Annotated in this window: 19 protein-coding genes; 15 read left to right on the top strand and 4 right to left on the bottom strand. The window is 52.4% G+C overall.

What is annotated here, in order from left to right; genetic code table 11:
* The first annotated feature begins 5 nt into the window (after window positions 1-5).
* From HU218_RS16565 to HU218_RS16555, 3 genes are all read left to right on the top strand, one after another.
* A complete protein-coding gene (locus HU218_RS16565; RefSeq protein ID WP_174876050.1) occupies window positions 6-446 on the top strand; it encodes a LexA family protein in 441 nt (146 codons plus the stop codon).
* Window positions 446-1711, top strand: a complete 1266-nt coding sequence (locus tag HU218_RS16560; protein WP_174876049.1) for a Y-family DNA polymerase — start codon at window positions 446-448, stop codon at window positions 1709-1711. Before HU218_RS16565 ends, HU218_RS16560 begins: the two co-directional genes overlap by 1 nt.
* Window positions 1712-1850: 139 nt before the next feature.
* Entirely contained in the window at window positions 1851-2636 is a 786-nt protein-coding gene (locus tag HU218_RS16555; RefSeq protein WP_174876048.1) for a DNA/RNA non-specific endonuclease, read from the top strand.
* Between the two features lie 96 nt (window positions 2637-2732).
* On the opposite strand, the gene HU218_RS16550 is transcribed toward HU218_RS16555, so the two are convergent.
* Genes HU218_RS16550 through HU218_RS16540 form a run of 3 tightly spaced genes read right to left on the bottom strand, consistent with a single transcriptional unit; the run spans window position 2733 to window position 6154 of the window.
* Window positions 2733-3983, bottom strand: a complete 1251-nt coding sequence (locus HU218_RS16550; protein WP_174876047.1) for a TniQ family protein — start codon at window positions 3981-3983, stop codon at window positions 2733-2735.
* A 15-nt stretch (window positions 3984-3998) separates the two neighbouring features.
* The gene (locus HU218_RS16545; protein ID WP_217450862.1) at window positions 3999-4358 is read right to left on the bottom strand and encodes a helix-turn-helix domain-containing protein; all 360 of its coding nucleotides are present in this window, start codon (window positions 4356-4358) and stop codon (window positions 3999-4001) included.
* A gap of 41 nt (window positions 4359-4399) precedes the next feature.
* The gene (locus HU218_RS16540; protein WP_174876046.1) at window positions 4400-6154 is read right to left on the bottom strand and encodes a TnsD family Tn7-like transposition protein; all 1755 of its coding nucleotides are present in this window, start codon (window positions 6152-6154) and stop codon (window positions 4400-4402) included.
* 175 nt (window positions 6155-6329) lie between these two features.
* Between HU218_RS16540 and HU218_RS16535 the strand changes: the two genes are divergently transcribed.
* The 12 genes from HU218_RS16535 (at window position 6330) to HU218_RS17105 (ending at window position 18988) form a co-directional block, all read left to right on the top strand.
* Window positions 6330-6590 (top strand): DNA-binding protein, encoded by a 261-nt coding sequence (locus HU218_RS16535; RefSeq protein WP_174876045.1) that lies wholly within the window; start codon window positions 6330-6332, stop codon window positions 6588-6590.
* A 229-nt stretch (window positions 6591-6819) separates the two neighbouring features.
* Window positions 6820-7785, top strand: coding sequence for a PDDEXK family nuclease (locus HU218_RS16530; RefSeq protein ID WP_174876044.1), 966 nt, complete (start codon window positions 6820-6822; stop codon window positions 7783-7785).
* Window positions 7782-9788 carry a hypothetical protein gene (locus HU218_RS16525; protein WP_174876043.1) on the top strand — a complete coding sequence of 669 codons (2007 nt, stop codon included), beginning with the start codon at window positions 7782-7784 and terminating at the stop codon, window positions 9786-9788. The genes HU218_RS16530 and HU218_RS16525 overlap by 4 nt, the downstream gene beginning before the upstream one ends.
* Before the next feature lie 6 nt (window positions 9789-9794).
* Window positions 9795-11189, top strand: coding sequence for an ATP-binding protein (locus HU218_RS16520; RefSeq protein WP_174876042.1), 1395 nt, complete (start codon window positions 9795-9797; stop codon window positions 11187-11189).
* 840 nt (window positions 11190-12029) lie between these two features.
* Window positions 12030-12956: a hypothetical protein gene (locus tag HU218_RS16515; protein WP_174876041.1), complete on the top strand. Its 927-nt coding sequence runs from the start codon at window positions 12030-12032 to the stop codon at window positions 12954-12956.
* A gap of 223 nt (window positions 12957-13179) precedes the next feature.
* Window positions 13180-13419 (top strand): hypothetical protein, encoded by a 240-nt coding sequence (locus HU218_RS16825; RefSeq protein ID WP_217450861.1) that lies wholly within the window; start codon window positions 13180-13182, stop codon window positions 13417-13419.
* Window positions 13416-15470: an ATP-binding protein gene (locus HU218_RS16505; protein WP_174876039.1), complete on the top strand. Its 2055-nt coding sequence runs from the start codon at window positions 13416-13418 to the stop codon at window positions 15468-15470. The genes HU218_RS16825 and HU218_RS16505 overlap by 4 nt, the downstream gene beginning before the upstream one ends.
* Before the next feature lie 79 nt (window positions 15471-15549).
* The gene (locus HU218_RS16500) at window positions 15550-15876 is read left to right on the top strand and encodes a hypothetical protein (RefSeq protein ID WP_174876038.1); all 327 of its coding nucleotides are present in this window, start codon (window positions 15550-15552) and stop codon (window positions 15874-15876) included.
* A 131-nt stretch (window positions 15877-16007) separates the two neighbouring features.
* Window positions 16008-16271, top strand: coding sequence for a hypothetical protein (locus HU218_RS16495; protein WP_174876037.1), 264 nt, complete (start codon window positions 16008-16010; stop codon window positions 16269-16271).
* Window positions 16268-16564, top strand: coding sequence for a hypothetical protein (locus tag HU218_RS16490; RefSeq protein ID WP_174876036.1), 297 nt, complete (start codon window positions 16268-16270; stop codon window positions 16562-16564). The genes HU218_RS16495 and HU218_RS16490 overlap by 4 nt, the downstream gene beginning before the upstream one ends.
* A gap of 90 nt (window positions 16565-16654) precedes the next feature.
* Entirely contained in the window at window positions 16655-17038 is a 384-nt protein-coding gene (locus tag HU218_RS16485; RefSeq protein WP_174876035.1) for a hypothetical protein, read from the top strand.
* A gap of 633 nt (window positions 17039-17671) precedes the next feature.
* Window positions 17672-18988 carry a methyl-accepting chemotaxis protein gene (locus HU218_RS17105; RefSeq protein WP_174876034.1) on the top strand — a complete coding sequence of 439 codons (1317 nt, stop codon included), beginning with the start codon at window positions 17672-17674 and terminating at the stop codon, window positions 18986-18988.
* A gap of 367 nt (window positions 18989-19355) precedes the next feature.
* Here the strand turns inward: HU218_RS17105 and HU218_RS16475 are convergent.
* The coding region (locus tag HU218_RS16475) for a TRAP transporter large permease subunit (RefSeq protein WP_174876033.1) at window positions 19356-19832 on the bottom strand (477 nt) is incomplete at its 5' end.

Genomic DNA, 19832 nt, shown 5'->3' with positions numbered 1-19832 from the left:
CCAGCATGATTACCGCCTTTTTCTGTCCCGATGCCAGTCCGCCCAAGCTGGCGATTCCCGTGTTTACTTCGCGCGTCCCGGCAGGGTTTCCATCGCCGGCCGATGACTATCTTGAGTCGGTGCTGGACCTGAATGCACTGTTGATTGCTGATCCGCCTGCGACCTTCATGGTACGGGTGACTGGAGACTCCATGCTTGGCGCCGGCATTGCCAGCGGCGACATCCTGGTGGTGGATCGTGGCCTTACGCCGGCACATGGCGACATCGTGCTGGCGATTGTGGACGGAGACTTTACCGTGAAGCGGCTTCACAAGCGCGGCACCCGTATCGCCCTGATTCCCGAGAATAAGGCCTATAACGCCATCGAATTGCACGATGGCCAGGAGCTGCAGGTGTGGGGTGTGGTGACCGGCTGTGTGAAGCAGTTCAAGCAAGCGAGTCGCTAATGCCGTTATTTGCCCTGGTGGACGGCAACAGCTTCTACGCCAGCTGCGAGCGTGCCTTCCGACCTGACCTGATTTGTCGTCCGATTGTCGTCCTCAGCAATAACGATGGCTGCGTCGTTGCTCGTTCAGCGGAAGCCAAAGCCCTGGGCATCAAGGGCTTTGTGCCGTACTTCGAGATTCGGGAGCTGTGCAAGCGCCATGGTGTCGCGGTGTTCTCCAGCAACTATGCACTGTATGGCGATATGTCCCGGCGCATGATGCAGGTGATTGGTGAGTGGGGTATCGAGCAGGAGGTCTATAGCGTCGATGAATCCTTCATCACGCTGGATGGCATCCCGAACCTTAAAGACTACGCGACACGACTGCGGGCCGATGTGCTGCAACGGGTGGGTATTCCGACCTGTGTTGGCATTGGCGCCACCAAAACCCTCGCCAAGCTTGCCAACCATGTCGGCAAGAAGTTTCCCAAGGCTGAAGGCGTGTTCAGTTGGGACTGGCTAACCCCTGAGTGGCAAGACAAACTCATGGCCCGTATCGAGGTCGGTGATGTCTGGGGAATAGGGCGACGTATCGCAGAAAAGCTGGGGACAATGGGGATCCATACCGCCCTGGATCTACAGCGGGCCGATCCCCGCGACATCAAGCGGCGCTTCAACGTGGTGGTGGAGCGTACCGTCGCAGAGCTCAACGGTATCAGCTGCCTGGCGCTGGAAGACGTGGCGCCCAACAAGCAGCAGATTATTGCCAGCCGCAGCTTTGCGGAATTGGTCGGGGACGTCGATACACTGGCTAGTGCCATCAGCCACCACGCTTGCCGCGCCGCAGAGAAGTTACGGCAACAACACAGTGAAGCCCGCATGGTGGGTGTGAGCATCCGCACCAACCCGTTTCGGGAGCGGGATACACAGTACACCGGCTGGGTCGTTGTCCCGCTGATTCATCCCTCGGCAGACAGTACCGTCATTTCCCGCGCAGCCCTAGCCGGGCTACGTGCCATCTATCGCGACGGGTACAGTTACAAGAAGGCAGGGGTCATCCTCACGGAGATCGGGCCGCAGGGTCTGGAGCAGCGCGACTTGTTTGCACCGTTACCAGATTCGCGACGTGCCAAAGTGATGGCAGTAATGGATCGGGTCAATGCCGAGTACGGCAGGGGAACGATCCGGTTAGCCAGCGAGGGTCTACAGCGGGGCTGGGCAATGCGACAGGAACAACGCTCTTCGCGCTGGACGACACACTGGGATGAACTAATCACGGCAGGATAACTCTCCCGATGATGTCAGTTCTGCTTGTCTGGCTGCCAGTGGTACTGGACATATGCAGACAGGCCAATCCCTTTGGTTTGGCCGGTTGCCTTTCTCGTACAATGCCGTTCCGTTTTGAATTGCTTCTGTCTGGTTCTTCATGAAAAAGCTGTTTGCTGTCCTCCCGCTGGTTTTTGCACTCGCCTACGCCGTCAGTCAACACCAGAGCCCAGCCACCACCATTGCGCAAACAACGCCGGCTGCAGATGGCATGGTAGCGACCCAGTTCCGTGATTGCCGTGGGTTGTTTTACCAGCAGCAACCGCCACAGATTCCGAGTGCGGTCCAGGGTGAAGGTGTTCGGGAGCTATGCTATGCAGACTTTGCTGTCCTGCACAGTCGTAGCACCCGCAGTCCGGTCTTCGCGGCGGAGAAACTGTCTGCGGCCAGCCTGAACGATGCATCAGATGAAAAACGGACCGATCACTTTTATGAAGAAGCGCGGCTCCCGAGCGCCGAACGGGGGCGATTGGATGACTACCGCGGTAGTGGTTATGACCGGGGGCACATGGCGGCTGCCGCTCAGCGCACCACCCCTGAAGCCATGGCCCAGAGCTTTAGTCTGGCCAATATGGTGCCGCAGGCGCCTGAGAATAACCGTGGCGTGTGGGCGCGCGCGGTGGAGGCAGCAACCCGCAAGTACGTGAAACGGGCCAGCGGTGATGTGTTTGTGATTACCGGACCGTACTACGACCCGCAAACACCGCCGCATTACGCAGGCAATGTCCGCGTGCCGGATGCGTTGTACAAGCTGGTTTTTGATCCAGAGGCCGGTAAGTCATGGGTGTACTGGACGGCCAATGCTAATGTCCGCAAGCCGGAACGGTTAAGCTACGCTGAGCTTGTCCAGCGTACCGGTATTCACTATCTCCCGAGCCTGCAGTGACTTCGTGGTCAGGTACGTCTCAGCAACGCTGGCAGGGTAACAAAGGCAAGCGAACAAACTACTCTTGTTCAGCGTAGCCGGTAGCCCAACTCGCTGTTAAATGACTCCAAGCAGTGAGGCATAAATGGAGAGATTCAGCTGGAAATTCCCTTTGCCATATTGTTGCCAATGCGCCTGCATAGCCTTCCCCCATTCCTGAAGCTCGACCGGAGTCGCGTCTTTTAACCGTTTTAAGATTTGTGCCCTATGCTGCGATTTCGAGCGTCTCATTGCCGGTAGCCCGTACTGTGTAAGCCTTCGATAGATGACTTCGTTTTGGCAGTTGAGCAGAGCAGCAATGCGATTTGCCTGACCATTGGCCTGAATATAGACCTGGACGAATGCTTCCTGTGATCGGAGCTGGGCACGTGCAATCGATGGGAGGCGCCGGGAGCTTAAACGGGGGAGATGCACCGGGCTCTCTTCGATTTTTGAAAGCAAGTGGGTTGGGCTTTCAAATAACGAAGCCAAAATCATTGCAATCACTTGTCCCGTTGCTCCCTGTCCCCTGAAGGCTGCATCGATCCCCACTTCACGTCCTTGATAGTTTTCACCAATAAGAACGGGATAGTGCGTTGTCAGCCAGTCAACGGGGAATGCAGATCTGACGTATAGGCTAAGCGAGGAGTGTTGAACGTGCTTCTTGATGTCCATCGCGATGTCTAGTCCACCACATTGGGTCTTGATACAACGCTCGAGTTTCTCTGGGTGAAGCCGCGATGGTTGAGACAGGAGCCAGGATGCAAATTCGTGGTAGCGGGATACTGTCGGATGATCCCAAGCAGGGGCCGACTTAGTCGAGAAAAGTGAGTTAGCTAGGAAAAAGCCGGGGGTGCGTAAGAGTGCGTCCTGATTCTCTACTTGGATGAGTGGCACCTTGTGTTCCAGGCAAACGTCGACGCCAGGAAGCTGGTGCTTCCGTATCCACCAGCTTAGGCCCATGTTCGCTTCCTGCTCTTGAATGCAGTGGGGGCAGGAGCGAACGTATTGAAGAATGGGACTATCGGCTTGTTTAAGCCATTTCCGGATAAGGGGCATATACATCTGTCCAGTATTCTTTCGGCCCGAGTAGGCATAAAGAAAGGGGAGCATGGAGTGCTGTGCCAAATACCGTTCTGGCTCTATGGCTAATCGTGTGGCGAGGTAGTGAAACTGTTGCCGGAATTCATTTCGCTTCAGATGCTCCTTCGCAGGACCCAAGGTGCGGTGTAGAAGTTTTCCTAATCCAGGAAGCGCATTGAGGTAGGCAATCCGGCCGGCATGGGCCTTCCCAAGCTCATCAGGCAGTGGCTCGACAACCATGACCATGAGTAACCCTCCTTGCTATGGCAACTTGGTTGGTACAGGGTGGAGTTGCGCCAGGCTACGTATTACCTGTGCCAATGCCTGCGCATGGTCTTCGGTGCCATCCCATACCTCAGCTAAAGCCGACATCAGCTCACTGTTTGCCCGCACATCGGGCTTTTCGATGTGCGGCAATTGATTTTTTGCATAAATGCATAATTTCTCAAACAGCTTGGTACGGTGTTTGATATGACCAGATAACACCCGGCTAACCTGTGATTGGCTTGCTCCAATCGCATAGGCTATTTCATCTTGAGTCAATCCAGCTGACTTGAACTGAGGGGCAAGGGCGAGAGCTAGTTGCTTTGGGGTGTCAGAAGTCATGCCTTCATTATGCATAAAATTCACATAAATGCATTAAGGCAAGATCTAGGTTTGGGCTACTTCTCTGGAAAGAGAGGGGGCGAGGTTTGGGGTAGTTTCTTCGTGACTCGTTCGATCACTTGCAAGGTGAGGGGCAGCCTCGCAAGGGCGCCAAGCCGCATACGCAAAAGTGGCAGCTTTTTATAAAGGTCCTGCAGTGTGGTGCGTTTGTGCGGAAAGGCCTGAGCAATTTCCAGTGCAGCTTGTTCCACGAGATGCGCAAGTTCGATGTCACGCTGGTCCCACCGGACCCTGACCTTTGGGATTCCCGGTTGCCTTGGGCCCGCATGGGTCTGGAGCCACTCGCGATCGTTGCGGTACAACCAGGCAAAGACAGCTGGCTGTAAAAGGCGAAGTGCTTTGTTGTTGAGCTCCGGAGCTTCTTGGCGGGCGTTAAGCCAGCTTTGTCTCGCTTGAGTTTTTGCAGCCTCTTGTCTCTTTGAGTGCCAGAGCGATTGTAAGCCTGGGACTGTTCGCAAAACGGTTGTGACCGTGTGGGGGGAAATTCCTGCTCTTTCTGCTGCAATGCTCTTGTCCATCCCAGACTCGAGATCAAGCACTAACTGTTGATAGAGATCGGCTTTCAGCTTTTTGGGGCGACGAGTGCTGGTCATGCCATGGCTTGCTGCACATGCCATGAAGGTTTTGATGTCAATGCCAAACAAGGTGGATGCCTTGCGTGCCGAAATTTCACCTCTGGCGTAACTGTCCAGTACAGCGGCTGACACGGTGGAGCTCTTCAACTCTTTATGCCCTTTTAATACTGGCTGAGCTGGTGGTGACATTTGCGCAGAAGCGCACGACTGGAGAAAGGCTTCGTGAGAGGGATAGAGCCAGCTGATCATGACCATCTGATGCAAAGGGTGCCGCACGAACCGTGGAATGGAAAGTAGCCGGCGAAGGTGGCTCTCTGCTTCAAGTGGGGTAGCTGGTAGTGAAACGAACTCAGGAATCTCGCGTAGTTTGGCGCAGTGCTCCAGATAGCTAGATACCGCCAAGCTGATACGGGGTTTTCCTGTCCGGGTTACGTATCCTGCCTCTATTAACGACGTTGTATGACTATGTACTACGGCCTCAGCTGCTAGAGGCTGGCGCAGTGGATTTTCCGCGAGAGATACCGCACTTCTTGCCAGGCGAGCCAAGGCTGCGCTCGCAGTAAACATGATCGAATGTCCGTCTTCGCTCTTTGGGGGGCCTAACTCTGCTGATGCAGGGAGAACCCACTCAAAGCGCCCCACTCCATTAGCTTTGCGCTGTGCCTCTAGCAGTACAGATCCATGCACGGGGCAGAGCCAGACGCCTGGGAGTTGATGGGCACGATGCCAATAAGCAACCTGATGTTCTTCGTAATCGTGTGCCATGCATTCAGGGCATGCCTTGAGTGGAAAGTTTGCCCGGAATTGTGCAGTGACGAGACCGAGCAGAAATTTCAGCATACCGGGACTTGAGGTACGCATCTGGTTGATGGCGCGCTCAATTTTTTCTGGTGGCTGAAAAGCTAGCAGTACAGGAGCGATGGTGTGCCATTGCAGGATCGTCTCGACATCCCCCAGCTCTCCGCCTGAGCGCTCGACAAAATGGTCAAGACCACCCGGCAGGTCATGAGCGCTCCCTGATCGAGCATGGCCAAACAGTATTCGGTTCGTTCTTACACTTTGTACATTCCCCGATAGCCAGTGAAACCGGCTAGCCCAGCTGAAAAGGCTCTCATCAGGCAACCAGCCAGGAAGCCGGCGCTGTGGGGTTTCGAGGTCAGATACGTTGTTAAGCATGGTTTTCGATACACCCGGCGTATGCCTACGTGTAAGCATATGCTTTTTAATCTGAAAGTATTTTTAAATCATTCTTGCTAATGACTGCAGTGTAGACCATAGTGAAGTAGGAAATTTTGGAGAGAAAACGGCTCTATGAGGCCGATTTGGAGCGAAATGGAGGGAAAACGCAGTAATGAAAATCTACACCGCAGAAGAGGTCCGCTCGGCCTTCCTTGCAAGCGGTCTGACCATCGCGGACTGGGCTAAGCAGAATGGCTTCAAGACTGATCTGGTCTACAGCGTTTTGCGGGGACGTGTAAGGGGAGCAAGAGGGGAAGCTCACAGGATTGCAGTGGCTCTAGGCCTGAAGGATCCCAGTGTGAGCGATGGTCTGATCAAACGGATAACGCAGGAATCGACTGAAGAAAAGGAGGTCCCAATGACTGGGGAGTAGTCGAGTAGGGGAAAAGCACAAGGACCGCGGCTCTGGCAGGAGCAAACGGTCCTTTGGGATGTGCTAGTAGATTACTTTGTGTAGGAATCTACATTCATCCTTAACCACAACGTGCTCGTTGTCAAGGCCCGTTGTCGGCTCGCTTTCCCCTTTTTGCAGCAATTACCGGAATCCACCGGCTCAGCCTGAGCGGTGGTCGGGATCAGTTTTGCCTGTGAAAGGGAAAATCATGGCAAGTAATCGTTTGAAGATCTTTGTCGACCGCTACAAAACGCGCCAAGGTGTGCCGCGCATCGGTGCAGAGTATCAACCGGCCATTCAAGCGGTCAAAGGCGAGGCGCCGTCTCTTGGGCGTTGTGCTCGTCTCTACTTCCCACGGTATGGCCGCGTGATCCATACCTTGAGTGCACCGGAAACTGCAGCCGCTTTTGTGGCAGCAGCACACCCTCGAAACAGGGATATTTTGGAACAACGCTGCCTACCGCCGTTGCCCGATATCAATCCACTCGCACTTTATCCCGAAATGCGTGGTCGTCGCATTGAGGGGCTTCCTGGTACGTTAGCAATTGCCGAACAGTGCGGCTTGCTTGCATTCCATCCCTCATTTTTAAGTGACGATCGGTGCTCCCGCATACCGGTGCCGCTTACTGGGGACTTGTTGCTCATTCTTCGCGATGAAGATGGCTTGTATGCGGTGAACTGGACGATCAAGCTGAATAATTCTGGCTTCCTCGAAAGGCAGAATCGGAGACCCGTTCGAAGGAAAAGCTTGGCAAGCCAACAAAAGGCGGAGGCGCGATTACGTATCGAATCGGAGTGCTATGCCCAGGCGGGAATCCCGACACACCGGGTCACTGGCGTCACCTTCGATGAGGTGCTCGTGGCCAATCTCAGAATGTGTGCGGCATGGCTGTCTCGACCAACCAAGCTAAATTTGGCCTCTCAGAACGCGATGATTAGCTGCTACTGCAAGATCATTGATACTAACTACTCACCCCTCGATCTACTTGAAAAGCTCATGCTCCGATTTGACTGCTCGCGGCAAGACTGCCTGATCGTTTTTTATCAGGCTGTTTGGCATCGCCAGTTGCAGATTAATTTATTCCGCTCGGTCATGTTTGATACTCCTTTGCAATCTGCGAAAGAGGAGTGGCATGTCAAATATGCACAATATTTTTCAAGGAGCGGAAAATGAACGTTGGTACTCGACTTGAATTTCCAGAAGGATTAGGCTCGATTTCCAATGAGCAAACACTGTACCTGCTCGATAATTCTTCACTGGAAGACAGGGTTATCTGTGTTGAGTTTGTTACTGCGAAAGATACGCGACGAGCAGATTATCATTTTTTTCAACGGGAGGACTTTGAGCAAGGGTTGCTTAATGGTCAGATATTGACGTCGCGAGATGAAATGCCAGCCTGGCTTGATCGCATTAATGGCTTGAATATACACACGTTCGAGATTGAAAGAACTGGGGCGAAGCGCTCTAATCTTGAGCGAGCTGAAGAGAGAAGATGCATTATTCAACCGTTGGTTGCAAGGGAAAAGGAAGTCTTTGCATCTCCTGATCCGGTTAAATATATTGCTGACTGGGTGCGAAATAATGCTCCCGCTCAGCATGCTACCCGGGTCCGCTTCTGGTTTTCATGTTATTTGGTATTTGGTAGGAATCTTGCTGCTCTTTATCCAAGCTATTGCCGAATAGGAAATTATGATCGAACCCCACGACTTGGCAAAAATTATTCATCAGGGCGCCCTGCTCGGGCGGTTCGTCGCGGCAAGTGTAAAATTGATAAAGTCGTAGCAAAGAAAATTGGGGATGGCTATACCAGGCACGCCGGCCTTGGCAAGACGGAAAGAGACGTTTATAGCCGGACTTTGGAAACTGAGTTTGGGTGTACGGTACAAGGTAAAGGGACAAGTTTGCGTATTGTTTCGCCGGATGGTAAACCATATCCGACTATTAATCAGTTCCGCTATTGGGTTAGAAAATTATTTAGGCCGGATATGTTGCGAGAGACCCGATATGGGGCAGCTCTCGTACGTAATAAAATGACGCCGGATGTAGGGCGTTTTAGCGAGGGTGTCACCAACATTTTCGAAAAGGTAGAGGCGGATGGCGATTATCTGGATGAGCAGCTGGTGGACTTCGATGGACAACCGTTTGGCGACCGTTTTTGCCGAGTAACGTTTACGGATCAAGCAACTAACTGTCGAGTTGGCGTCGGTTTTGCGCCGGGAGCAGAAGTTCTATCCGCGTATAAAATGGGGCTTTTTTGTGCGGCGGTACCAAAGTCATACTTTGGTCGGCTATTTGGCGTGGAGATTAGCGATGAGGAATGGCCTTGCCGAGGTTTGCCTGCTCAGCCGATTTTCGACCGGGGGCCAGGAGCAAGTGACGACTTGGTAGTAAGGGAAGACCAGATTCCATTTATTGAGATGGTCGGGTCATTTCAACCGAAAAGTAAAGCTACCGTTGAGTCATCACATCCCAGAACTATGCACAGGGAAGGTGCTCCTATTACCTATCAAAGTGCTCTCAATCCTGTTGAAGTTGCAAAGCGAGAGATACTCCGTACCATCAAGGATAACTGGAGTAGCGATGCGAGCGAGCGTATGACGCCAGATATGATACGGTCTGGGGTCGCACCTAATCCAACAGCAATATGGGCCTATTTAGATCGGCGAGCCAGAACCAGTGGTAATGAGATTAGTGTAGAAGAGGCCATTCGGGCATTTCTTACGCCAGTCAAATTCACGGTTACCCGAGACTTTATCAAGCTGGAACATCGTCGATTTGACTCTGCCGAGTTGTGTGAACTAGGTTTCCGGGACCGAATACCAAAAGGTCAGACGCTAAAGGTCAGTGGCTATGCCATGAATCTTTGCGTGAGATTCGCCTGGATAGAGGTTGATAACCGGTTAGTCGAAGTTCAGGCGCTTTTGCCGATTCGTGATGATGATCGTCAATTGTATGTTAGTTTGGAAGATTTAAAATCCGAAAAATCTGCGCTTAAGCAGGTGAAGTCCATTCAGGCAGATTTTAATGTGGCAGTGACGATGAATTACAGAAAGGCATGTGTAATCGCTACCGGCAAAGAACCAACTGCTGGCCGTTGGAGAGTGGGTAAAAAGAACCGTTCACACGGTCGTAAGGCTGCAGCAGGCATAAGTAAAAAAACCATGATGCCTAGGTAGGTTTGTATGGCAATGACTCCATGGGCAACAAGGTTTATGGAGCTAAGTGACGAAGTGATCGAGGCCCGTACTCGATTCACTCCGTCACCGCTGCGAAACTTAGGTGCGTATCCTACATATGAGGCTGAAAATCTATTGTGGAGTACGCTCAATGAAATTTTTCTTCTTACACCGAGAAATCTAAGAGCAATCAGGAGAATTCTCGCCGAAGCGAGTGTATTTTCCAATCGAGTATATTCGGATGAGAAGGCATTCAAGCGCCGACTTTATAATCCTATAGTCGAGCCATTGCCAGCGATTTGCCTTACCGGCCCTGCTGGAGTTGGGAAAAGTGCTCTGCTGAGAGCCATAAGCCATTTGTTTGTCGAGGCTGGCCAGATTGATGCTGGCGGCGGTCACATGCTTCCAATTCGGACTTTATATTATTACAAAGTCAATCGCGGTTGTCGTGATGCTCAAATCTTAAAGGCATTTATTGATAGCTGTGAGGTATTCACCCTGGAAGAAGGGGGCATCGTAGGCGTTGACCAAGTAGCACTGCCGCAGCCCAAAAAAGTGAGTTCAGTCACGAGTGCACTCTCTTTGGCGCAGCGATTGGCAACTCGTGATGGCATCGCCGCAGTAATTCTTGATGAGCTTCAGTTTCTTACTCAAAGTACGGCGGCTAATACTGCAGCGACTGCGACATTAATGGGGATGACGTTCCTTGGGCCGCCTCTGGTTTTTGCGTCCAACTATGACATGGTGCATCGCTTGAAACAGAGGGGGCAGCAAGATAGAGATCGTTTGCTCTCGCGGCATATTCCTTTGTTGCCAGAGATGCTTGCTGCTCCTGAAGATTTTCGGGCGTGGAAGGCGTATCTGGAGGAATGCTTAGTGGTTTCAGGTGGCGCGCTGGCTTTTGACCCGAGAAATGACGCCGAACCTCTTCATTGCTATACCTTCGGGTTACGAAGAAAGCTGCTGGACCTTTTCCGGATTGCCTACCGGCATGCCCGCCAGCAGAGCCGGTACACGGCCACTATGCACGATATCGAATGGGCCTATTGTTCTGGCGAATACTGCGAGCACCGTGTTGATGTCGAAGAACTGATCAGTATCCAGTTGGGACGCCCCAGTAAACGCAAAGACCTTATTTTTCCATTTGAAATGGATGTAGAAGAAACGCAGATCAGGTTGGAGGAGCAGAAAGGGCGGTATGTCGAGAGGATTACTGATCAAGCAACTGCTGCTGCTCTTACTCCAGCAGAAAAACGTTCTTACGTTGCTGCAGGCGGGACAGTGAAAGGGGCCAAAGGGAGCGGGCGAAAACCGTCTGGGGAAAAGCGTAAAAAGTCGCCGCCGCTGACTCTTGAAGCCCTACAGGAAGGCGGACGGAAATACTATGGCCATGAAGACTGAAAGGAGTCACAAAGTAGGTTCTTCAATAGTGATGACCATTTGAAGTGGGCGTGGTGGGCAGCAGGATATAGTTTGAAAAGAGGTGATCCAAGTCTGTTCCCAACATTGGCAAAGTAATGCGGTGGGCCACACAGGCCGGTTAAAGAGTGTGGTAGACGATGATTCCATACTTAAAGGAGCAATCATGCGTATGTTTTTTCATGAATTCTGGAAGGCGGCAAGCGAGGCACCCCGGTTGTATTTTGCTCCGTTGATCGGGGCAATGAATGGCGCTTGGTCTGCTGTGCGTCAAAGCTTGAGTCGGCAACTGTAGTGCCCATCGGTGACATGCCTACAGGCCTCCAATGACGGCATGTGGCAAGTGTTTACGTTGTACAGGTGGCTACATGCCATGCTGCAGCTAATCGTTTTGAAGGGCAGAACCGATCTAACGGATTCGCACAGTCGACTCTGGAAAACATCTTCGCACTTCTGGTTTCGGGGCCGGAGAATTGCCTGCTATACCTCGCATTGGCCGATGCGTCAGACCGTGTCAGGCAATCCAGAAGGTTATGTCATATACGCTGACCTGGTGTTCTGCCAAATCTGGAGACTACGTCTCTCGCAGGATGGCTATACCTTTACAAGCAACAATCCATATTAAATAATGCTGTCAGCCTAAACACTAGGCGCCAAGCTGCATAGCATCGGTACAGCAGGCAATAAGGAAGTTTTTTTGGGCATTGGTTTGATCACTAGCATTTGTGTTCGCCGAGCGATGCTCATACCGCTTCGGCTGAACATATCGAGCGCTGTCGTTACCACTAGGGATGACCGGTAGGCGCTAGCGAGGACATCTCCGTGTTTCAAACTTCTTACGGCCCTTTCGACGGCAACAGCTGGGAGCAACTCTGTCAGCTGGTTTTCAAGCGGAAGTTCACAGTCGACGGATATACGCACATCCCAGCCACGCCAGGTGACTACGGCCTGGAAGGGTTCACGAAGACCACTGGCTGTGGATTCCAATGCTACTGTCCTGACAAGCTCTACCCGGCCAAGGAGCTATACGAGAAGCAGCGCGACAAGATTACGACTGATCTGAAGAAGCTTCAAACCAATGAAGCTGATCTTAAGAAGATTTTGGGCAGTACAAAGCTACGTCGCTGGTACTTGGTAACTCCAACTATTGCCCACAACGACCTAGTTAAGCATGCTCAGGCGAAAGAAGCGGAGGTTCGAGGGTGGAACCTGTCAATCCTTGACACGGATTTTCAAGTCCTGGTTCATGACGCTGATCACTACGCTGCCGAGATTCAGGAAATGCAGCTTGCAGTGGGCAAGGCTCTCGATTTTGGAGGTCTGCCGACAACTTTACCGGTGTTGGGGAGTAGTGCAGATACCTACCAGCAGAATGTCATGCGCAAGACGAGGGCTCGACTCGAGAACCGCGTGCCGATGGGAAAGTTGGAAGAGCGGGTGGCGCGTTTGTACCAAGCTACACTTCGGGAGTTCCTTGACCACGATGCGCACTTCAGGCGGATCAACGACACGGCGCCCACTGTCCATTCAAGACTTGTGCGACTCATTAACGGGTACGAGGCGCACGTTGTTGAGACGTGCTCAACCTGGGAGGGCACCCCTCAGGAGTTAACTGAGAAAATTCGGGATGGCCTCGCTGAACGAATCGCTAGAGAGCTCGCGCCGTCAATTGACGAAACCGGCGCATCACAAATCGCCCGCCTGATGGTCTCAAGGTGGATTGCTGTATGTGAGGTCGACTATGGCTGAAGCAGTTAGCGAGCCTCGCCGGTTGCTTTTCGAAAGGCGCCCGTCTCCGGTTCTAGTTGAGCACAGGCCACTCTATAAAATCACGCAATTGCTCTTGGTCCTGCAAATGTCATCCCGCGGAGGGAAGTCTAGCCTTCCACGGCTCCATCTCTTTAACTGGGCGCTGAAGCGGACAGATCGCATCCAGAAGTTAGTGGAGGCAGCGAAGTCCAAGGTTCTGAACATGAACGCGTGGGGCTTCGATCCTGCTCTTGCAATCGCTATTCGATTCGCTGTTGCAGAGAACTTGGTAAAGCCAACTTCGACTGGGTACCAGCTGTCTGGCAAGGGCAAGGCATTTATCGCCGAGGTACTGAGGGATCAGGATGCCTTCGCGAAAGAGCGCAAATTGCTGATACATGTTGGCAAGGACATAACTGAGGCTATGGTCGACCAAGTGGCGAAGGGATGGGAGTCAGCATGAAATTGCGTGGCATCAAGTTGAGGATTGAGACGTCCCAAGGGGAGTTCGGCTTCCAGTACGAGTTCAGCCGTGGCTTGACCGTCATTCGCGGCAGCAACTCCAGCGGCAAGAGCACGCTATTTAACTGCCTCATGTATGGCCTTGGGATGGAGGAACTCATCGGCGGTAAGGGCGAGAAGGTATTGCCCTATGCCGTTAAGGAATTCTTCGTTCAAGGCGAGACCAAGATCATGGTCGACACCTCTGAGGTTTTCATCGAGCTCGAAAACTCGAGAGCCCAGAGCGTCACGCTTCGGCGGGCAATTCGAGATTCTGTTCGTCAGCCCAAACTGGTGGAGGTGTTCGATGGTGCCCACTTGACCGCCGGTGTCGAGTTGGGAACGCCAAAGCCAACTTTCCTGTTTGATCCTGGCAGCGCCCAGAAACAGGAGGGGTTCTTCCAGTTTCTCGAGGGATTCATTGGATACCAACTGCCGCAGGTTCCGACGACCTCCGGCGGTATGGCCAAGCTGTACCTCCAAACGATATTTGCGGCGCTCGCAGTTGAGCAAAAGCGCGGTTGGACCGATTACATCGCCAACGCTCCGTTCTTCGGAATTCGCGACGTCCGTATCCGGGTCACCGAGTTCCTGCTTGGGCTGAGTGTGTTTGAACGTCAAGCTAAGCGCGCGAAGCTCGATGCTGAAGCTGTGCTCATCGACTCGGACTGGCGGAAGGCCTATGACACTCTTCGGCAAGCGGCGACAGCAAACGGGATAGTTATCGAGGGCCTCTCCACTACACCGACCTCAACCTTCGACCCAACAACAGTACTGCTAGTGAAATCCGACGGGAATTTGAAGACGTCGCTCGCGGATCAGGTCAGCCTGCTGCGCGCAGAGCACTCCTTACTTGGAGAGAAGGCGGAAGCTTATGGCAAAGCCACAGGTGCCGAGGCTATTCAGGAACTTGAGGCAGCATCATCCGAACTGCAGCGCCTCAGTGTGCTGCACGAGCGCGCCACGACGAACCTGACGTTGCAGAAGGCGGCCCTTGAAGATCTACGTGTACTTCTTGCTGAAACTAGCGAGGATCTCGAGCGCAACAAGACGGCCTTGAAACTCCGCAACCTTGGCGCCCAGATGGAGTTGACGGTAGCCGTGGATCATTGCCCCACCTGTCATCAGGAAGTCGACGACACCCTGCTACTTGGGATCGTTTCAGGCCCTCAGATGGACCTGAATACAAATATTGAGTACCTCGACAGCCAGCGCAGGATGCTGCAGAACCAGATCAACGGGGCTCTTGAGGAAATTCATCAGTCAGAAATCGCGCTGACGGAAGTGGCCGCCCGTCTAGCTAAGACCCATGACTACCGCAATTCTCTCCGAGGAGACGTGAGCAACGGCGCGGTAGAGTCTCGTGCCATTGTTCGTCGACAAATTCAGATCGAGCTGGAGTTATCTAACCTGCAAGCCTTCAACGTTCAGGCAACTGCTCTTATGGAGACGTTCGGTGAGGTCGCGGATCGACTGGCGGCCAACCAAGCTGATCGGCGAGCCCTGCCGAGAGACGTCTACAGCCAAGCAGACCTGTCCAGAATCTCATTATTCGAGAAGAACTTTAGAAGCAATGCTAGTTCATTTGGGTATGAGAGTGCCGACATCAAGGACATCCGTATCAGCCTTGACAGTCTGACCCCGATTTTGGAGGAGCTGGAACTGCGCGAGATTCGCACAAAGGTTCAGACTAGTCTCACTGCAGACTCGAGCGCTAGCGACTTTGTGCGCCTCATCTGGAGTTACCTACTGGCGCTTTATCAAACGTCATCGACGAGAGGCTTCGAGGGGCATCACCCAGGACTTTTGCTCATGGACGAGCCTGGTCAACATTCAATGCGATCAATCAGTCAGCATGCGTTGCTGCAGCTTCTCAGTGGGCAATCAGGCCTGCAGTCCATAGTTGCAGCGTCATTCGATGAGAATGAGTCGGTTTTCAAGGAGGCGACCGCTGGCCTCGATTACAAGCTGATCCAATGGGAAGGCAAGGTTATTCGCGCCTTGGCATCATAGGTGATGAGATAATTATGGTGAGCGGGATTTAGACACGCGTATCGCGAGGCAGTTAGACAAACCATCAAAGGGATTAAAAATGGATAAAAACCAAATGCAAATGAGATCAGTATTGATCTATGGGAAGGAGGAAGAGATCCTTCTGAATAGTCTTTCCCAAGTTCCGGGCTGGGAGTTGATGCCGCTGGGAATCGCTGGTGGGTACGAACATTGTCTATCCAATGGTAATGAAAAAGTTGCCTTGCACATAATTGCACCGAACGTAGTTTCAACCTCGAACGTACTTCCTCATGATTGGGCGCATGACCAAGCTAGTGCCAACGAGCTTCTAAAGAAGCTTTCAAAGGCTTTAACCGATGCAGGTATTGAAAATATTATTTCTGCATCCGAAAGTGACTTGGCCTAACCAATCCGTTGGGAGTGGCAGTCGACAAGATGAACTTGCGGGTTCCCTTCGCGGCTTTGCTGCTATGGCTGCCTCCTACGTCAAACGTTAAGCCCAAAGAACACACCGAAATAGTTCCAATACGGATCAAGATGAATAAGAGACAGTCCCCCAAGAAAGTAACATCGGGCCCGGTAAAAAAAACTCCTAGTAAACGAGTTTTGATCCAACCTCAAGTTACATCCAATAAGCAAACGTCACAAACTACCGGCGACAAAAACGCCCAAGTGCTTGCAGCTACTGTCGGCGGTGTCGTCGTTGGAAACATGATTGTTCCTGGTGTCGGTGGTGCACTTCTCGGGGGCATCATCGGTGCACTTCTGGGCGGCAGTTCTAACAAGGGGTCGAAGAAGTGAACAACCCCAACTTGATTGGCTTATATATTGGTACAGCAGCAGGCGCACTGTTCTTTTTGTACAGCTACTTAGCATGCAAGAAGGTCCCCGCACTCAACCAAGTTGCGGTTGTCCTTTTAGCATGGACTGGTGCTGTAGTAGGCTTTCACCTCGGATTTATCGCATTAACCGCTGACGATACCACGCTAGGAATGCTCGCAGATCAGCGGGTTGCGATTGTTCTCGGCGCATTGGCCGTAGTTTGGACTGCCGCAGAGTCATTTTTTTCCTCAATTAAGGCTGTTAAAGCATAAATTGAGCGCCCATATCCAATGGTACCTTGTCTTGCTGGTTTACTTGAGACTAGGTATTTTCCCGTCGCACACTTCATTTCTGGTGAAAATATGGCAAAGGCTTATTTTTGCGTACTGTTAAAAGACACTGTAAATAATGCAGTCATCGATCTCGATAATTTACCGGCTGGAACCTCCTCTGATGAAGTCGAACACTTTGCACCCCAAGGAGTCGATATCGGCTTATGGCTGAAGTCAGACCTCAACCGAGCAGTAAGGGTCGCAGATAACATCAGGAATGGTATGTTTGATGCCGAGTCTTGTTACTTAATTTCCAAGCTCGCGAGCCTCTATGAGAACATGCCACCTGCAAGCGAACAGAAGGATCTCTTCATCGCTGTACGCAGTGAGCAAACCGACATTGTTCGTACCTCTCCGGAAGTAGCAGAGGAAACTTGGCGAAAAGTATCCAACATCGGGCGTACGCCAGCTTAGTAACCTTTCAGCTGTTCCGCATGTCTCAAACCCAGTGTAAGCGGGGTTTAGCAAATATAGGGTGTGAGCATTGAATAGCTACCCAAGAGTGGATCAACGCGTTACGCGTGGTACTCAGCGCAGTACTGGCATCTTTAGTGCAATGGAACAGCAACATCCCAACTATCCTTTTGATCGCCTGGCGAGTTATGACTCTCAGTAGCTCACTCGATCCGCTGACCATAAATCCTCCCCAAGACGGTATCTTAGCGTAACAACGGGCGTGAAGATGGTGGTCACCATTAGCCCACTGAAACCCTTGCTATTGCTGGCTGTGACAGACTATGGCAACAAGTGCGCTCGCAACCCCTTGAAAACTGGATGGTATGACAGACTTAAAATTTTGACGCGGCGGCTGATTTTATTGTTATAAATCAGCGGCTTACATTATGTTGTCGTGACAGACTTTATTATCTCCGATCACTTGATCTAAGGGAATAAAGTCTGTCACGAGGTAATGAAGTCTGTCACGACGATGGCATGATCAATTTTTGCCAGTAGTACTAAACAAAGAGGCCCGCTAGGGCCTCTTTTCGTTTGAGATTGGTCTCGCTATGCTAGAACAACTACTTCAGCCTGTTCCGGAGATTCTCCATGTTTAATAAGAAACTAAAAGCTGAACTCACCCAGACGCAGGAAGATTTGGCTACATTCAAGCGCTATGCCGCTGCAGTCAATAAGGCGGTTGCCGCGATTGAGTTCGATCTGAATCACAAGGTCGTTCATGCCAATAGCAATTTTTTGGCTGCAATGGGGTATCGCGAGCTGGATGAAGTAAAGGGACAGCCGCACACCATTTTCTGCGACGCGCAATACGCGGCCAGTGCCGAATATCGCCAATTCTGGTCAACGCTGGAGCGTGGCGAGTATTTCCAGGGGCGGGTCGAGCGGTTAAATGCCCGCGGGGGAACCATCTGGCTGGAAGCCAACTACGTACCGATCAAAGACCAGGACGGTAAAGTTTCCGGTTTTTTCAAGATTGCCAGCGATATCACGGAGCGGGTGCTTGAATCGATGCGCAATAAAGCCGTGCTTCAGGCTATCGACCGCTCCATGGCTACTATCGAGTTTGCCCCAGATGGCAGCATCATGACGGCCAACCAGAATTTCCTGACAGTCATGGGCTATGGCCTGAATGACCTGAAAGGTAAGCATCACCGTATTTTCTGCGACGAGGAGTACGCCAATAGCGTTGAGTATGAGCAACTGTGGGAGAAGCTTCGGCGCGGTGAATTTTTTGCTGGCACTATTTTGCGCAAGAGCCGTGATGGCAGAACCGTCTGGCTGGAGGCAAGCTACAACCCCGTGATGGACGACAAGGGGCGGGTGCGTAGCGTGATCAAGTTTGCTTCGGATATCACGCACAAAATCGAACTGGTACAGAAGGAGCGTGATGCCGCAACTTTTGCCTACACTTCTTCGCAACAAACCATGAGCTGGACAGACACCGGCGTGAGCAATATCAGCGAAACGGTAAGGCATATGCAAAATATGGCGGCCAACCTGGATGCGGCCAGCCACGATATCGCGCATCTTGGCGAAAAATCCAAGAACATCTCGAGTATCGTACAGACCATCAAGGACATTGCCGACCAGACTAACCTGCTGGCGTTGAATGCAGCCATTGAAGCCGCCCGTGCCGGCGAAACCGGCCGCGGTTTTGCGGTGGTGGCCGACGAAGTCCGCAAGCTGGCCGAGCGCACCGCCCAATCCACCGCCGAGATTACGACCATGATCGGTGACATCCAGCATCACACCACTATGGCGGTGAACAATATGGAGTTACTGCGTAGCCAGGCTCAGAATAACGTCGACAAGATCAACGAGGCAGGCGAAACCATCTCTCAAATTAAGAGCGGCGCATCTGCCGTTGTCGCGGCGATTAGCGAGTTTTCAAACTTGGTCGGCTAACTGCTGCGGCTGAAGATCGAAACGAATTAAGTTGGTTATGCGACAATAAAATATTTAATTAGCATAATATTGTTTGCTTGTGATCGGTAGAACAAATCAAAGAGGCCCTGCTGGGTCTCTTTTCGTTTGTGCCTACTTGTCGGGGAGCAATGTATTGATAAGCCTATCTCTGCCTTAGCGGACCGCGCGGCCATGACTCTCGGCTTCCGCTTCAGAGTTGAATAACGGCAGCAGGCATCAAGAGTAGCGTGGGCAATTCAGATTTAAGCATGCGAGCTTGATTTACTGGCAGTCCGGAAATTAATAAATAAAAACCCCGTGCCAGGCACGGGGTGGTAATGACTATTTTCAGGCCCAGCATGAAGGCTTACATCATGCCCAGCGTGCGGGGCAGCCACAGCGAGATGGCCGGTACATAGGTCACCAGTACCAGGAAGGCCAGCATGGTGAGCAGCCACGGCCAGACCGCTACGGTCAGTTCGGTAATGCCCATCTTGGTGATGCCGGAGGCCACGTACAGGTTCAGCCCCACCGGCGGGTGGCACATGCCGACTTCCATGTTCACCACGATCAGGATGCCGAAGTGCACCGGGTCGATGCCCAGCGCGGTCGCCACCGGGAACAGGATCGGCGCGAAGATCAGCACGATCGACGACGGCTCCATCACGTTGCCGGCCAGCAGCAGGATCACGTTCACTGCCAGCAGGAAGGACACTGGGCCGAGACCGGCATCGATCAGCCAGCTGGCCATCGCCTGCGGAATGCCTTCGCTGGTCATCAGGAACGAGAACAGCACTGCGTTGGTGATGATGTACAGCAGCATCGCCGACATGCTGGCCGAGTC

Source organism: Vogesella oryzae, from assembly GCF_902829295.1.
Lineage (GTDB): Bacteria > Pseudomonadota > Gammaproteobacteria > Burkholderiales > Chromobacteriaceae > Vogesella > Vogesella oryzae.
The sequence above is the reverse complement of the archived record's forward strand: the minus strand, read 5'-3'. Positions and strand labels throughout refer to the sequence as shown.

Bases quoted from the DNA above. Each gene is read 5' to 3' on its own strand.
- HU218_RS16565 (WP_174876050.1), top strand. From the start codon at position 6: ATGATTACCGCCTTTTTCTGTCCCGATGCCAGTCCGCCCAAGCTGGCG.
- HU218_RS16560 (WP_174876049.1), top strand. From the start codon at position 446: ATGCCGTTATTTGCCCTGGTGGACGGCAACAGCTTCTACGCCAGCTGC.
- HU218_RS16555 (WP_174876048.1), top strand. From the start codon at position 1,851: ATGAAAAAGCTGTTTGCTGTCCTCCCGCTGGTTTTTGCACTCGCCTAC.
- HU218_RS16550 (WP_174876047.1), bottom strand. From the start codon at position 3,983: ATGGTCATGGTTGTCGAGCCACTGCCTGATGAGCTTGGGAAGGCCCAT.
- HU218_RS16545 (WP_217450862.1), bottom strand. From the start codon at position 4,358: ATGCATAATGAAGGCATGACTTCTGACACCCCAAAGCAACTAGCTCTC.
- HU218_RS16540 (WP_174876046.1), bottom strand. From the start codon at position 6,154: ATGCTTAACAACGTATCTGACCTCGAAACCCCACAGCGCCGGCTTCCT.
- HU218_RS16535 (WP_174876045.1), top strand. From the start codon at position 6,330: ATGAAAATCTACACCGCAGAAGAGGTCCGCTCGGCCTTCCTTGCAAGC.
- HU218_RS16530 (WP_174876044.1), top strand. From the start codon at position 6,820: ATGGCAAGTAATCGTTTGAAGATCTTTGTCGACCGCTACAAAACGCGC.
- HU218_RS16525 (WP_174876043.1), top strand. From the start codon at position 7,782: ATGAACGTTGGTACTCGACTTGAATTTCCAGAAGGATTAGGCTCGATT.
- HU218_RS16520 (WP_174876042.1), top strand. From the start codon at position 9,795: ATGGCAATGACTCCATGGGCAACAAGGTTTATGGAGCTAAGTGACGAA.
- HU218_RS16825 (WP_217450861.1), top strand. From the start codon at position 13,180: ATGAACGCGTGGGGCTTCGATCCTGCTCTTGCAATCGCTATTCGATTC.
- HU218_RS16505 (WP_174876039.1), top strand. From the start codon at position 13,416: ATGAAATTGCGTGGCATCAAGTTGAGGATTGAGACGTCCCAAGGGGAG.
- HU218_RS16500 (WP_174876038.1), top strand. From the start codon at position 15,550: ATGGATAAAAACCAAATGCAAATGAGATCAGTATTGATCTATGGGAAG.
- HU218_RS16495 (WP_174876037.1), top strand. From the start codon at position 16,008: ATGAATAAGAGACAGTCCCCCAAGAAAGTAACATCGGGCCCGGTAAAA.
- HU218_RS16485 (WP_174876035.1), top strand. From the start codon at position 16,655: ATGGCAAAGGCTTATTTTTGCGTACTGTTAAAAGACACTGTAAATAAT.
- HU218_RS17105 (WP_174876034.1), top strand. From the start codon at position 17,672: ATGTTTAATAAGAAACTAAAAGCTGAACTCACCCAGACGCAGGAAGAT.